We start from the raw sequence: 14534 nt of genomic DNA on the forward strand, positions 1-14534 counted from the left end.
TACCCTACTGATAGCAATAAGGATTGTCTCGATGTCCAACAATGGCCCAGACTTGCGTAATGTGCTTTGGTACAACCAGCTTGGCATGCACGACGTTGACCGTGTCGGCGGCAAAAACGCTTCCCTCGGTGAAATGATCACCAATCTTTCCGATTTGGGCGTGGCCGTGCCGAACGGTTTTGCCACCACCGCGCAGGCGTTTAACGATTTCCTCGAACAAAGCGGTGTTAACCAGCGCATCTATCAGTTACTGGATCAGACTGACGTTGACGACGTTGCACAACTGGCCAAGGCCGGTGCCCAGATCCGCCAATGGGTGATCGACACGCCGTTCCACGCCGAGTTCGAGCGTGAAATTCATCAGGCTTACCAACAGCTCGCCGACGGCGAACCGGAAGCTTCCTTTGCGGTGCGCTCCTCCGCCACGGCGGAAGACATGCCGGACGCTTCCTTCGCCGGCCAGCAGGAAACCTTCCTCAACGTGCAGGGCATCGACGCCGTGATGGTGGCGATCAAGCACGTGTTCGCGTCGCTGTTCAATGACCGCGCCATCTCTTATCGCGTGCACCAGGGCTACGACCACCGCGGCGTCGCGCTGTCGGCGGGCGTACAGCGCATGGTGCGCTCCGATCTGGCCTCCTCGGGCGTGATGTTCACCATCGACACCGAGTCCGGCTTTGATCAGGTGGTGTTCATCACCTCCGCCTTCGGTCTGGGTGAGATGGTGGTGCAGGGCGCGGTGAACCCGGATGAGTTCTATGTGCACAAGCCGACGCTGCAAAAAGGCAAGCCGGCGATCGTGCGCCGCAACCTGGGTTCGAAAAAAATCCGCATGGTGTACGCGCCGTCGCAGGATCACGGCAAGCAGGTGCGCATCGAAGACGTGCCGGAAGCGCAGCGCAGCCGGTTCTCGCTGACCGATGACGAAGTGCAGGCGCTGGCGCATCAAGCGATCCTGATCGAAAAACATTACGGCCGCCCGATGGATATCGAGTGGGCGAAAGACGGCCATACCGGCAAACTGCTGATCGTGCAGGCGCGCCCGGAGACCGTTCGCTCCAACGAACAGACCATGGAACGCTATCAGCTGAACGGCTCCAGCCCGGTGCTGGTGGAAGGCCGCGCCATCGGTCATCGCATCGGCGCCGGTCCGGTGAAAGTGATTCACGATATCAGCGAAATGGATCGCATCCAGCCGGGCGACGTGCTCGTGACCGACATGACCGACCCGGACTGGGAGCCGATCATGAAGAAGGCCGCTGCGATCGTCACCAACCGCGGCGGGCGCACCTGCCACGCGGCGATCATCGCCCGTGAGCTGGGCATTCCGGCGGTAGTGGGCTGTGGCCACGCCACCGACGTGCTGAAAGACGGCCAGAAAGTCACCGTATCCTGTGCGGAAGGCGACACCGGCTTCGTTTACAGCGACATGCTGGACTTCAGCGTGCAGAGCTCCGAAGTGACCGAACTGCCGGATCTGCCGCTGAAGATCATGATGAACGTCGGCAACCCGGATCGCGCTTTCGACTTCGCGCGTTTGCCGAACGAAGGCGTGGGCCTGGCGCGGCTGGAATTCATCATCAACCGCATGATCGGCGTGCACCCGCGCGCGCTGCTGGAGTTCGATCAGCAAACGCCGGCGTTGCAAAACGAAATTCGCGCGTTGATGCAGGGCTATGACCACCCGGTCGAGTTCTACGTCGGTCGTTTGACCGAAGGGATCGCGACGCTGGGCGCCGCCTTCTGGCCGAAGCGCGTGATCGTGCGTCTGTCCGACTTCAAATCCAACGAGTACGCCAACCTGGTGGGCGGCGACAAGTATGAACCGCACGAAGAGAACCCGATGCTGGGCTTCCGCGGGGCCGGCCGCTACGTGGCCGACAGCTTCCGCGATTGCTTCGCGCTGGAGTGCGAAGCGGTGAAACGCGTGCGTAACGAAATGGGGCTGACCAACGTCGAAATCATGGTGCCGTTCGTGCGCACCGTGGCGCAGGCGGAAGCGGTGGTGGCCGAGCTGGCGCGTCAGGGGCTGAAACGCGGCGAAAACGGGCTGAAAGTGATCATGATGTGCGAGATCCCGTCCAATGCGCTGCTCGCGGATCAGTTCCTTGAGCACTTCGACGGCTTCTCCATCGGCTCCAACGACATGACCCAGCTGGCGCTGGGGTTGGATCGCGACTCCGGCGTGGTGTCAGAACTGTTCGACGAACGCAACGACGCGGTGAAAGCGCTGCTGTCGATGGCGATCCAGGCGGCCAAACGCCACGGCAAATACGTCGGTATCTGCGGCCAGGGGCCGTCCGACCATGAGGACTTCGCCGAGTGGTTGATGGAGCAGGGCATCGATAGCCTGTCGCTCAATCCGGATACCGTAGTGCAGACCTGGATCAACTTGTCGAAAAAGAAATAAGGCTTCGGCGCTGCTAATAAGGCATTAATACCCGGCCGCAGTTTACGCTGCGGCTTTTTTATTTCTGAATGTAAATAACGGCGCGTTAAATAATCAATTTGGCGAAAAAAGAATAAAAAAAAGCCCATCGTAGGAGATGGGCAAAGACTACACACAGCAATTCACATGTATGGCATTACATTGTTCAGAAAGGTTGCTTTAAAATCAGTTATTTGAAGCAATAGATGGCCATAATACTAGATATTTGAACGCGACTAGTCATTAAGAATCATCCTAATCGATAGCGGTATCACCATTTATTTGCGGGCGTTATCTCTTTTTGCATTTTGCAGCAAACACGGATTTACATTGCACCTTTCCATTTGCCGCGCCTTAATCAATAAACAACGGCATTATATTTGGCGAAGATATTACCCGAATGAGGTAGGCGTAATGAGAGGGGAAACTCTTCCGCCCGGCGATGCGGGCGGAAGGGAGGGCGATTAACGTTTTTCCAGTTCTTCGATCACTTGCTCCGGCGCGGTGGTCGGCTCCGGCGCTTCATCCATCCAGGCGGTCAGCAGTCGATAAGACACCGCCAACACCACCGGGCCGATGAACAGGCCGATCATGCCGAAGGCCAGCAAACCGCCGATAACGCCGGACAGGATCAGCAGCAGCGGCAGATCGGCGCCCATGCGGATCAGCACCGGGCGCAGCACGTTATCCAGCGTGGCCACCACGCAGCTCCAGACCAGCAGCACGGTGCCCCAGGTGGTGTCGCCGTGCCAGTACAGCCAAATGATGGCCGGCACCAGCACCAACAGCGGCCCCAATTGCGCCACACAGCAGATGAAGATCAGCATCGTCAACAGGGTGGCGGCCGGAATGCCGCTTACCGCCAGACCGATGCCGCCCAGCACCGACTGCACCAGCGCCGTCACGACCACGCCCAGCGCGACCGCGCGGATCGCCTGGCCGCCCAGCAGCACCGCCGCATCGCCGCGCGCGGAACCGAGGCGCACCGCAAAGTGACGGATACCCAGCGCGACCTGTTCGCCGCGCGCGTACAACAAGGCGCTGAACAGCAGCATCAGCGCGCAGTGCAGCAGCAGGCGGCCGATATGCGCCGCCTGCGCCACGAACCAGGTGGCGGTCTGGCCGAAGTATGGCTGTACCTTCGCCAGCAGCGCGGCGCCGCCGGCGTTAACCAGCGTATGGTAGCTGGTATAGAGCTTGTCGCCGATCATCGGGACGGATTGCAGCCAGGCGAGGTCGGGAATATGCAGCTTGCCTGGCGAGCTGGCCCAGGCGATCAACGGCGCGCTGTTATCCACCACGCTGCTGATCAGCAGGGAGATGGGCAGAATGAACAGCAGGATCAACAGCAGGGTCATGACCAGCACCGCCAGCGAGCGGCGGCCCCACAGCAGCTTTTGCAGTTTGAGCAGCAGCGGCCAGGTGGCGATGACCACCATGCCCGCCCAGGCGAAGCCGAGAATAAACGGTTGGATCACCCAGAAACAGGCGACGATCATGATGGCGATAAACAGCACGCCGAAAATAATTCGCGGTAAGTCGTAACGCGATTGCGGGAGTGGCATCAGTGGGTTCTCATCCTGGTCAATTAAATCCCTGGCACCGGCGAATCGGGGTGCCTGTCGGTCGGTTTATCACCGCCGGGCGGCCGCCTGTGGCGGCGCTCGCAGGGCGGTAATAATGTGAATGCCTTCACTAAACGAGTATGTTAGTTTTTAGTGTCACTAAAAAATAGGGTGGGTCTGAATTAAAGGCCCGATTCAGCGTACATCAGCGCATAAAAAATAGACGGACAGGGTCAAAAAAGCGAATGATCCCACAGATTTCTCAGGCGCCCGGCCTCGTTCAACGGGTGCTCGACTTTTTGGAAGCACTGAAGCAAAACGGATTCAACGGCGATACCGCCACCAGCTACGCCGACCGGCTGACGATGGCCACCGACAACAGCATTTACCAGCTGTTGCCCGATGCGGTGGTGTTTCCCCGTTCCACCGCCGACGTGGCGCTGATCGCCCGCCTGGCGGGGGAAGAGCGTTTCAATACGCTGACTTTCAGCCCGCGCGGCGGCGGCACCGGCACCAACGGTCAGTCGCTCAATACCGGCATCGTGGTCGATATGTCGCGTCATATGAACCGCATTCTGGAGATCAACGTCGAACAGGGCTGGGTGAAAGTCGAAGCCGGGGTCATCAAGGATCAGCTGAATCAATATTTGCGGCCGTTCGGCTACTTCTTCTCGCCGGAACTGTCCACCAGCAACCGCGCCACCTTGGGCGGCATGATCAATACCGACGCCTCCGGCCAGGGCTCGCTGGTATACGGTAAAACCTCCGATCACGTGTTGGGCCTGCGGGCGGTGCTGCTGGGCGGCGAGATGATCGACACCCGCGCCATGCCGACGGCGCTGGCGGAAACGATTGCCCTGGAAGAGACAGCCGAAGGGCGCATCTACCGCACGGTGCTGAATCGCTGCCGCGAGCAGCGCGCGCTGATCCTGGAAAAATTCCCCAAACTCAACCGCTTCCTCACCGGTTACGATCTGCGCCACGTGCTGAGCGACGATCTGCAAACCTTCGATCTGACGCGCATCCTCACCGGTGCGGAAGGCACGCTGGCCTTTATCACCGAAGCGCGGCTGGACATCACGCCGCTGCCGAAGGTGCGTCGTCTGGTTAACGTGAAATACGACTCCTTCGACTCGGCGCTGCGTAATGCGCCCTTTATGGTCGAGGCCAAGGCGCTGTCGGTGGAAACCATCGACTCCAAGGTGCTGAATCTGGCGCGTGAAGATATCGTTTGGCATTCGGTAAGCGAACTGATCGCCGACGTGCCGGACAAAGAGATGCTTGGGCTGAACATCGTCGAATTCGCCGGCGACGATCGCGCGCTGATCGACGGCCAGATGGAGACCCTGTGCCAACGGCTGGATGAACTGATCGCCCAGCGGCAGGCTGGCGTGATCGGGTACCAGATCTGCGGCGACCTGGCGGGCATCGAGCGCATTTACAACATGCGCAAGAAGGCGGTCGGGCTGCTGGGCAACGCCAAAGGGCGCGCCAAGCCGATCCCGTTCGCCGAGGATACTTGCGTGCCGCCGCAGCACCTGGCGGACTATATCGTCGAGTTCCGCCAACTGCTCGACGACCACAAGCTGAGCTATGGCATGTTCGGCCACGTCGATGCCGGGGTGCTGCACGTGCGTCCGGCGCTCGACATGTGCGACCCCCAGCAGGAAGTGCTGATGAAGCAGATCTCCGATCGGGTGGTGGCGCTCACCGCCAAATACGGCGGCCTGCTGTGGGGCGAGCACGGCAAGGGGTTCCGCGCCGAGTACAGCCCTGAATTCTTCGGGGAAACGCTGTACGAGGAGCTGCGCCGCATCAAGACGGCGTTCGATCCGGATAACCGTCTTAACCCGGGCAAGATCTGTGCGCCGCTGGCGGTGGATGCGCCGATGATGCAGGTGGATGCGGTCAAACGCGGCACCTTCGATCGCCAGATCCCGGTTGAGGTGCGCACCTCGTTCCGCGGCGCGCTGGAGTGTAACGGCAATGGCCTGTGCTTCAACTTCGACGTGCGCAGCCCGATGTGCCCGTCGATGAAGATCAGCGGCAACCGCATTCATTCGCCGAAAGGGCGGGCGACGCTGGTGCGCGAGTGGCTGCGTCTGTTGGCCGAGCAGGGCGTCGATCCGTTGGCGCTGGAGAAACAGCTGCCGCAGCAGCGCCTCAGCTTGCGCGGTCTAATCGAGAAAACCCGCAACAGCTGGCATGCCGGCAAGGGCGAGTACGACTTTTCGCACGAAGTGAAAGAGGCGATGTCCGGCTGTCTGGCCTGCAAGGCCTGTTCCACCCAGTGCCCGATCAAAATTGACGTGCCGGGGTTCCGTTCGCGCTTCCTGCAGCTTTACCATACCCGCTACCTGCGCCCGGTGAGCGACTACATGGTCGCCGGCGTAGAGAGCTATACCCCATTGATGGCCCGCGCGCCGAAGGTGTTCAACTTCTTCTTCCGCCAGCCGTGGCTGCGGGAGATGAGCCGCAACGCCATCGGCATGGTCGATCTGCCGCTGCTGTCCAGCCCGACGCTGCGTCAGCAGCTGTCCGGCCACCGGGCGACCACGCTGACGCTGGAGCAGCTGGAAGGGCTGAGCGCCGAGCAACGCGAAGAACACGTGCTGATTGTTCAGGATCCGTTCACCAGCTATTACGACGCCAAAGTGGTGGCGGATTTTGTCCGGCTGGTGGAAAAGCTCGGTTATAAACCGGTGCTGCTGCCGTTCTCGCCGAACGGCAAGGCGCAGCATGTGAAGGGCTTCCTGACGCGCTTTGCCCGCACCGCACGCAAAACCGCCGATTTCCTCAACCGCGTGGCGCAGCTCGGCATGCCGCTGGTGGGCGTCGATCCGGCGCTGGTGCTGTGCTATCGCGACGAATACCGCGAGATCCTCGGCGCCGAGCGCGGCGATTTCCAGGTGCAGCTGGTGCATGAATGGTTGCAACAGCGGATCGCGGATCGGGCCGAACAGCCGGCGACCGGCGAACCCTGGTATCTGTTCGGTCACTGCACCGAAACCACCGCGCTGCCGGCCAGCGGCCAACAGTGGGCGGCGATCTTCGCCCGCTTCGGCGCCAAACTGGAGAACGTCAGCGTCGGCTGCTGCGGCATGGCCGGCACTTACGGCCATGAAGCCAAGAACCTGCAAAACTCGCTCGGCATTTATGAGCTATCATGGCATCCGACGCTGCAGCGTTTGCCGCGTCAGCGCTGCCTGGCGACCGGCTATTCCTGCCGCAGCCAGGTGAAACGCATCGAGGGCAATGGCGTGCGCCACCCATTACAGGCACTTCTGGAGATGATTGAGTGAAATTGTGGAAACGTGAAACATCGCTGGAGCAGCTGAACCGCGCCGGCGACGGCTGCATGGTCAGCCATGTGGGCATCGAGTTTACTCAGCTGGGCGAGGATTTCCTGGAGGCCACCATGCCGGTGGACGGCCGCACCCGGCAGCCGTTCGGGCTGTTGCACGGCGGGGCGTCGGTGGTGCTGGCGGAATCGATGGGATCGATGGCCGGCTACCTGTGCAGCGAAGGCGAACAGAAGGTGGTGGGGCTGGAGATCAACGCCAACCACCTGCGGGCGGTGTTCGATGGCCAGGTGCGCGGGGTGTGCCGCGCGCTGCACGTTGGCCGCCGTCATCAGGTGTGGCAGATAGAGATCTTCGACGCGCGCGATCGGCTGTGCTGCACCTCGCGTCTGACCACGGCGGTCATCGACTGATCCCCGCCGGTTTCCGCAGGCGATCGGCCTGCGGAGCGCTTCGTTTTACAGCTGAAACGGCACGCGTTTGACGAAGTCCTTCTGAAACGCGTTCGCCTTCTCCCAGGTGCCTTCCATCGCATATTTTTGGCAGATCAGCGTCAGCGTGTGGCGGGCGAAGTGGTAGCTTTGCACCCGAAACAGCTGGCAGCGCTGCGGATTGTTGATCTCGACGATCAGCCGGTTGTGCAGCTTGCTGAGCGCGTGCAGATAGCTGTCATCATCGCCGTTCTCCAGGCATAGATTGGCCATGGTGAGGCTGACGCTGTTGTACCGCTTCAGATGATCAATATTGCATTCCGGGCGGCGCAGCGCCGCTTCGGCCATATAAAAGTCCACCGTGGCGTCGCGCACGCTGAATTTGTAGTCATCAATCTTGCCCAGCAACCATGCGTTGATCGAAAGAGTCATTGGCTTCGCGCTCAAATTCAAATTGAATGATAATCATTATCATATAAACTGCCGCGTTGCCGATCAATCCCCGTGGCGGCGTTTTTTCATTCCATGGGGGTAAAAGGCCATCGACGGCCCAACTTAACCCAGAGCGACTAAACTTTAACTTAAAGGCCGCGCCTTGCGCCGCGGCGCAAAATGCCGATAAACGCACATTTACGACAGACAGAATGCAGAAATAGGTATTTTCTATGAATGTTTAGATCGGCAACGCACCGCGGCGCTGTAACGCTGACGGGCCACCGGGGAGTGCGGTACGGTGATGCAGGATAAAGAACAAATTCATAGGGATAGCATGCACGCCTTGCCGCCACACGCCGCAAGCCGCCACGGATGTCCCGCTGGCTTGCCGCACGCCGCAGCGAAAAACCGCGCTCGCGGCGGATACCCCCGCAAAACAAACGGTTGAAGTGATAATCGTTATCACTAACATATAAGTAACCCAGATTGGCTGTGGCCAAACACGAGTGTGAGGTAGACCCTATGCAAACGGAAAATGTCGGCACTTTTTCTTTGGACGAGAATGTCTGGCAAGGCATTTCGCTCAGCGACAGCGCCGTACGACAAATAACGAAACTGATGCAGCAGGATCCGCAGGTGAAAGGGCTGCAGCTAGGGGTAAAACAATCCGGCTGCGCCGGCTTTGCCTATGTGCTGGATCTGACCCGCGAACCCGCCGATGACGATCTGCTGTTTGAGCGCGACGGCGCCAAACTCTATGTGCCGCTGAAGGCGATGCCGTTTATTGACGGCACCACGGTAGATTATGTCCGCGAAGGGCTGAATCAGATATTCAAATTCAATAACCCTAAAGCTCAGCATGCCTGCGGGTGCGGCGAGAGTTTTGGCGTTTGAGCGATGCAATCAACATGACACGAAGCAATGTAGAAATGCCTAATGAAGTGCAGGCTTGGGTCAGCGAAGGTCGCTACAAAGAAGGTTTCTTCACCCAGCTGGCAACCGATGAGTTGGCCAAGGGCATCAACGAAGAGGTGGTGCGCGCTATCTCGGCCAAGCGCAACGAACCCGAGTGGATGCTGGAATTCCGCCTCGAGGCCTACCGCGCCTGGCTGCAGATGGAAGAGCCCCACTGGCTGAAGGCCAATTACGAACGCCTTAACTACCAGGACTACAGTTACTATTCGGCGCCGTCCTGCGGCAGCTGCGACGACGCCTGCGGTTCGCAGCCCGGCGCCGAGCAGCAACCGGGCGCGGCGACGGAAAAAGATTACCTGACCAGCGAAGTGGAGCTGGCGTTTAACCAGCTCGGCGTGCCGGTGCGCGAGGGCAGCGAGGTGGCGGTGGACGCTATCTTCGACTCGGTCTCGGTCGCCACCACTTACCGTGAAAAACTGGCGGAGAGCGGGGTGATCTTCTGCTCGTTCGGCGAAGCGATCCAGGAATACCCGGATCTGGTGCGTCAGTATCTGGGGCGCGTGGTGCCGTCCAACGATAACTTCTTCGCCGCGCTGAACGCCGCGGTGGCCTCCGACGGCACCTTCGTCTACGTGCCGAAGGGCGTGCGCTGTCCGATGGAGCTGTCGACCTATTTCCGTATCAACGCCGCCAAAACCGGCCAGTTCGAGCGCACCATTCTGATCGCCGACGAAGGCAGCTACGTCAGCTACATCGAAGGCTGTTCCGCCCCGGTTCGCGACAGCTATCAGCTGCACGCGGCGGTGGTGGAAGTGATCCTGCATAAAGACGCCGAAGTGAAATACTCGACGGTGCAGAACTGGTTCTCCGGCGGTGAGAGCAAGGGCGGCATCCTCAACTTCGTCACCAAGCGCGCGCTGTGCGAAGGCGCCGGCTCGAAAATGTCCTGGACCCAGTCGGAAACCGGCTCGGCCATCACCTGGAAATACCCGAGCGTGATCCTTCAGGGCGACAATTCGATCGGCGAATTCTTCTCGGTGGCGCTGACCAGCGGCCATCAGCAGGCGGACACCGGCACCAAGATGATCCACATCGGCAAAAACACCAGGTCGACCATCATCGCCAAAGGCATTTCCGCCGGCCACAGCGAGAACACCTATCGCGGCCTGGTGAAAATCCTGCCGGGGGCGGAAAACGCCCGTAACTTTACCCAGTGCGACTCGATGCTGATCGGGCCGGACAGCGGCGCCCACACGTTCCCTTACGTTGAAGCGCGCAACAACAGCGCGCAGCTGGAGCACGAAGCCACCACCTCGAAGATTGGCGACGACCAGCTGTTCTACTGTTTGCAGCGGGGCATCAGCGAGGATGACGCCATTTCGATGATCGTCAACGGTTTCTGCAAGGACGTTTTCTCCGAGCTGCCGCTGGAGTTCGCCGTCGAGGCGCAGAAACTTTTGGCCATCAGCCTGGAACACAGCGTGGGCTAATCGCCGCATTTTTAGCGCCGTCGGCGCTATCTGAGGACACAGCATGTTAAGCATCAAGAATTTGAAAGTGAGCGTGGAAGGCAACGAGATCCTCAAGGGATTGGATCTGGAGATCAAACCGGGCGAAGTGCACGCCATCATGGGGCCGAACGGCTCGGGCAAGAGCACGCTCTCCGCCACGCTGGCCGGGCGTGAAGAGTACGAAGTGACCGAAGGGGAAGTCACCTTCAAGGGCAAGGACCTGCTGGAGTTGGATCCGGAAGATCGCGCGGGCGAAGGCGTGTTTCTGGCCTTCCAGTACCCGGTGGAGATCCCCGGCGTCAGCAACCACTTCTTCCTGCAGACCTCGGTCAACGCGGTGCGCAAATACCGCGAGCAGGAGCCGCTGGATCGTTTTGACTTCGCCGATTTCATCGAAGAGAAAATCGCGCTGCTGGATATGCCGGCCGATCTGCTGACCCGTTCGGTCAACGTCGGCTTCTCCGGCGGTGAGAAAAAGCGCAACGACATTCTGCAGATGGCGGCGCTGGAGCCGGATCTGTGCATTCTCGATGAAACCGACTCCGGTCTGGATATCGACGCGCTGAAAATCGTCGCCAACGGCGTCAACTCGCTGCGGGACGGCAAGCGCGCCTTTATCATCGTCACACACTACCAGCGCATTTTGGACTACATCCAGCCGGATTACGTACACGTGCTGTCCCAGGGGCGCATCGTCAAATCCGGCGATTTCTCGCTGGTGAAACAGTTGGAGGAGCAGGGCTATGGCTGGCTTACCGACCAACAGTAACGCCAACGCGTTGCAGCAGCTGTATCGCTTGTTCGAGGGCCGCGGCGGCGAGCGTTCGCCCCATGCGCTGGCGCACTGGCAGCAGGCGCTGAGACTCGGCTGGCCGACGCGCAAACATGAGAACTGGAAATACACGCCGCTCGAGGGGCTGCTGGAGCAGCAATTCCTTGAGCCGCAGCCCGCATCCGTGAACGCCGCGCAGCTCGAGGCGCTGGCGCTCGGTATCGACGCCTGCCGGCTGGTGTTTATCGATGGCCGCTACAGTGCCGCGCTCAGCGATGGCGATCTGGGCGACTACCAGTTCGAGCTGACCGCCTACGGCACGCCGCAGGCGCTGCCGGAGCCCATTCAGCCCGAAGTTTTCCTGCATCTGACCGAAAGCCTGGCGCAGGAAACCAGCCTGATCCGTCTGCCGGCCGGTAAAGCCCCCACACGGCCGCTGTACCTGCTGCATATCAGCAGCGGCCGCGGCGTGACGGGGGAAGTGAATACCGTGCATCATCGTCATCATCTGGAGATCGGGCGCGGGGCCGAGGCGGAAGTGATTGAACACTATGTCAGCTTGGGCGAGGCCGCGCACTTTACCGGCGCGCGCCTGACCGCCAACGTGGCGGACAACGCCGGGCTGTTGCACTGCAAGCTGGCGTTTGAAAGCCGGCCGAGCTACCACTTTGCCCATAACGATCTGGTCATCGGCCGCGACGCGCGGGTGAAAAGCGACAGCTTCCTGTTGGGCGCAGGCCTGACGCGCCACAACACCAGCGCGCAGCTGAACGGCGAAGGTGCCAATCTGGTGATCAACAGCCTGGTGCTGCCGGTGGGCAAGGAGATCTGCGATACCCGCACCTATCTGGAACACAACAAGGGCTACTGCGAAAGCCGCCAGCTGCATAAAACCGTGGTCAGCGATCGCGGCAAAGCGGTGTTCAACGGCATGATCAAAGTGGCCAAACACGCCATCAAAACCGACGGGCAGATGACCAACCACAATCTGTTGTTGGGGAAAGTGGCGGAAGTGGATACCAAGCCGCAGCTGGAGATCTACGCTGACGACGTCAAGTGCAGCCACGGCGCCACCGTGGGGCGTATCGATGAAGAACAGCTGTTTTATCTGCAGTCGCGCGGCATCGACAAACGCGCGGCGCAGCAGATGATTATCTTCGCCTTCGCCGCCGAGCTGACCGAAGGCATCGCCAACGACACCATCCGGGAACGGGTGCTGGCGCGCATCGCCCAGCGCCTGCCGGGGGAGGCTGCATGAGTTATCCGATTGAACGCGTGCGTGGTGACTTCCCGCTGCTGGCGCGCGAGGTGAACGGCCAACCGCTGGCCTACCTCGACAGCGCCGCCAGCGCGCAGAAACCGCAGACGGTGATCGACCGCGAACTGGATTTCTATCGCCACGGCTATGCCGCGGTGCATCGCGGCATCCACACCCTGAGCGCCGAGGCGACTCAGCAGATGGAAGCGGTGCGGGAACAGGCGGCGCGCTTTATCAACGCCGCCTCGGCGGAAGAGATGGTGTTCGTCAAGGGCACCACCGAAGGCATTAACCTGGTGGCCAACAGCTTTGGCCGCCACCGGCTGCAGCCGGGCGACGCGATTCTCATCACCGAGATGGAGCACCACGCCAACATCGTGCCCTGGCAGATGCTGGCGCAGGAGCGCGGTCTGCAGCTGCGGGTTTGGCCGCTGCAGACCGACGGCACGCTGGATCTGGCGCGGTTGCCGGAACTGATCGACGCGTCCTGTAAACTGCTGGCGCTGACCGAGGTCTCCAACGTGCTGGGCACCGTCAACCCGGTGCGCGACATCATCGCCCGCGCCAGAGCCCTGGCGCCGGATCTGACCGTGCTGGTGGACGGCGCGCAGGCGGTGATGCACCAGCGCGTCGATGTTCAGGCGCTGGACTGCGATTTCTACGTGTTTTCCGGCCATAAGCTGTATGGCCCTTCCGGCATCGGCATGCTGTATGGGCGCCAGGCGCTCCTGCAGCAGATGCCGCCGTGGGAAGGGGGCGGTTCGATGATCCGTCAGGTCAGCCTGACGGCGGGCACCACCTTCGCCGATCCGCCCTGGCGTTTCGAGGCCGGTTCGCCGAACACCGCCGGCATCATGGGGCTGGGCGCGGCGTTCGATTACGTCGAAGCCCTGGGGCTGAATGCGATTCGCGATTATGAACAGTCGCTGATGCATTACGCGCTTGAGGCGCTCAAGCAGGTGCCGACGCTGAAAATCTATGGTCCGGCGCATCGGGCCGGGGTGATCGCCTTCAATTTGGGGGAACACCATGCCTATGACGTCGGCAGCTTCCTCGATCAGTACGGCATCGCCATTCGCACCGGCCACCATTGCGCCATGCCGCTGATGGCGTTTTATCAGGTGCCGAGCATGTGCCGCGCGTCGCTGGCGTTATATAATACCCGCGAAGAGGTGGACCGGCTGGTGGCCGGGCTGCAACGCATTCATCAGCTGTTAGGCTAGCCGGGGCGCGTCCTCGGCGGTACAAAAGGATCCCCATGGCGAATTTGCCGGACAAAGACAAATTGGTGCGTAATTTCTCCCGCTGTTTGAACTGGGAGGAGAAATACCTGTACGTGATTGAACTCGGTGCCAAATTGCCGCCGCTGGACGAGGCCGAGCGCCAGGCCGAGAACCTGATTTCCGGCTGCCAGAGCCAGGTGTGGATCGTGATGCGCCGCGATGAGCAAGGGCAGGTCGAATTCCATGGCGATAGCGACGCGGCGATCGTCAAAGGGCTGCTGGCGGTGGTGTTTATTCTTTATCGTCAATTGACGCCACAGCAAATCGTCGAGCTCGACGTGCGGCCGTTTTTCACCGAGCTGGCGCTCAGCCAACATCTGACGCCTTCGCGCTCGCAGGGGCTGGAGGCGATGATCCGCGCCATTCGCAGTAAAGCCGCTCAGCTGGCCTGATCCTTAACGCCACTGCTCTTTAAAGGCTCATTGATATATTCGCTTTGTCAATGAGTCTTTACAATCCGCCGTTTTCCCCAGGATTCATCCCCCAATTCAGTGATATTTCAGCAGCTTACCCATTGACGTTTCGTTGACAATCAGCGACGGCGATTACGTTATAACGTGTTGATTTTTAGAGAACTTATTGCCTTTGATGCCAGCGTTGCTAGTATTAATCAGGTATTGTCTGATTTACCCAC

The 14534-nt window shown here is 60.3% G+C and carries 11 protein-coding genes and 1 other RNA gene; 9 read left to right on the forward strand and 3 right to left on the reverse strand.

What is annotated here, in order from left to right; genetic code table 11:
* Positions 1-31 precede the first annotated feature (31 nt).
* Complete coding sequence (gene ppsA, locus ACORQT_RS10980; protein WP_033642901.1) at positions 32-2410, forward strand: phosphoenolpyruvate synthase; 2379 nt, start codon at positions 32-34, stop codon at positions 2408-2410.
* Positions 2411-2522: 112 nt separating this feature from the next.
* On the opposite strand, the gene rprA is transcribed toward ppsA, so the two are convergent.
* Together rprA and ydiK are read right to left on the reverse strand one after the other, a co-directional pair.
* Positions 2523-2634: antisense sRNA RprA (gene rprA / locus ACORQT_RS10985), an RNA gene on the reverse strand.
* Between the two features lie 258 nt (positions 2635-2892).
* Entirely contained in the window at positions 2893-3993 is a 1101-nt protein-coding gene (gene ydiK / locus ACORQT_RS10990; protein ID WP_042784360.1) for an AI-2E family transporter YdiK, read from the reverse strand.
* A 245-nt stretch (positions 3994-4238) separates the two neighbouring features.
* On the opposite strand from ydiK, the gene ydiJ reads away from it, so the two are divergent.
* Both ydiJ and menI read left to right on the forward strand, forming a co-directional pair.
* Positions 4239-7295, forward strand: coding sequence for a D-2-hydroxyglutarate dehydrogenase YdiJ (gene ydiJ, locus ACORQT_RS10995; protein WP_164057527.1), 3057 nt, complete (start codon positions 4239-4241; stop codon positions 7293-7295).
* On the forward strand, positions 7292-7708 hold the full coding sequence (gene menI / locus ACORQT_RS11000; protein ID WP_016927938.1) for a 1,4-dihydroxy-2-naphthoyl-CoA hydrolase: 417 nt from the start codon (positions 7292-7294) through the stop codon (positions 7706-7708). The genes ydiJ and menI overlap by 4 nt, the downstream gene beginning before the upstream one ends.
* 45 nt (positions 7709-7753) lie before the next feature.
* Here menI and ACORQT_RS11005 read toward each other — a convergent pair whose 3' ends face one another.
* On the reverse strand, positions 7754-8158 hold the full coding sequence (locus ACORQT_RS11005) for a hypothetical protein (protein WP_004931369.1): 405 nt from the start codon (positions 8156-8158) through the stop codon (positions 7754-7756).
* 525 nt (positions 8159-8683) lie between these two features.
* Between ACORQT_RS11005 and sufA the strand changes: the two genes are divergently transcribed.
* From sufA to sufE, 6 genes are read left to right on the forward strand one after another with little or no spacing between them, the layout of a single operon-like run.
* Positions 8684-9055, forward strand: a complete 372-nt coding sequence (sufA, locus tag ACORQT_RS11010) for a Fe-S cluster assembly scaffold SufA (protein ID WP_004931368.1) — start codon at positions 8684-8686, stop codon at positions 9053-9055.
* Between the two features lie 14 nt (positions 9056-9069).
* On the forward strand, positions 9070-10566 hold the full coding sequence (sufB, locus tag ACORQT_RS11015) for a Fe-S cluster assembly protein SufB (RefSeq protein WP_004931367.1): 1497 nt from the start codon (positions 9070-9072) through the stop codon (positions 10564-10566).
* Between the two features lie 43 nt (positions 10567-10609).
* Entirely contained in the window at positions 10610-11356 is a 747-nt protein-coding gene (sufC, locus tag ACORQT_RS11020) for a Fe-S cluster assembly ATPase SufC (protein ID WP_016927936.1), read from the forward strand.
* Entirely contained in the window at positions 11331-12617 is a 1287-nt protein-coding gene (gene sufD, locus ACORQT_RS11025; protein WP_099782859.1) for a Fe-S cluster assembly protein SufD, read from the forward strand. The genes sufC and sufD overlap by 26 nt, the downstream gene beginning before the upstream one ends.
* Positions 12614-13840 carry a cysteine desulfurase SufS gene (sufS, locus tag ACORQT_RS11030; RefSeq protein WP_164057526.1) on the forward strand — a complete coding sequence of 409 codons (1227 nt, stop codon included), beginning with the start codon at positions 12614-12616 and terminating at the stop codon, positions 13838-13840. Before sufD ends, sufS begins: the two co-directional genes overlap by 4 nt.
* A 35-nt stretch (positions 13841-13875) precedes the next feature.
* Complete coding sequence (sufE, locus tag ACORQT_RS11035) at positions 13876-14292, forward strand: cysteine desulfuration protein SufE (protein ID WP_047026200.1); 417 nt, start codon at positions 13876-13878, stop codon at positions 14290-14292.
* Positions 14293-14534 lie beyond the last annotated feature (242 nt).

It is taken from the genome of Serratia sp. (in: enterobacteria) (genome assembly GCF_052400455.1).
Classification (GTDB): Bacteria; Pseudomonadota; Gammaproteobacteria; order Enterobacterales; family Enterobacteriaceae; genus Serratia; species Serratia ureilytica.

Coding starts and splice junctions, on each gene's coding strand:
- ACORQT_RS11005 (WP_004931369.1), bottom strand. CDS start 8,158: ATGACTCTTTCGATCAACGCATGGTTGCTGGGCAAGATTGATGACTAC.
- sufD (WP_099782859.1), top strand. CDS start 11,331: ATGGCTGGCTTACCGACCAACAGTAACGCCAACGCGTTGCAGCAGCTG.
- sufA (WP_004931368.1), top strand. CDS start 8,684: ATGCAAACGGAAAATGTCGGCACTTTTTCTTTGGACGAGAATGTCTGG.
- ydiK (WP_042784360.1), bottom strand. CDS start 3,993: ATGCCACTCCCGCAATCGCGTTACGACTTACCGCGAATTATTTTCGGC.
- sufB (WP_004931367.1), top strand. CDS start 9,070: ATGACACGAAGCAATGTAGAAATGCCTAATGAAGTGCAGGCTTGGGTC.
- ydiJ (WP_164057527.1), top strand. CDS start 4,239: ATGATCCCACAGATTTCTCAGGCGCCCGGCCTCGTTCAACGGGTGCTC.
- sufE (WP_047026200.1), top strand. CDS start 13,876: ATGGCGAATTTGCCGGACAAAGACAAATTGGTGCGTAATTTCTCCCGC.
- sufS (WP_164057526.1), top strand. CDS start 12,614: ATGAGTTATCCGATTGAACGCGTGCGTGGTGACTTCCCGCTGCTGGCG.
- ppsA (WP_033642901.1), top strand. CDS start 32: ATGTCCAACAATGGCCCAGACTTGCGTAATGTGCTTTGGTACAACCAG.
- sufC (WP_016927936.1), top strand. CDS start 10,610: ATGTTAAGCATCAAGAATTTGAAAGTGAGCGTGGAAGGCAACGAGATC.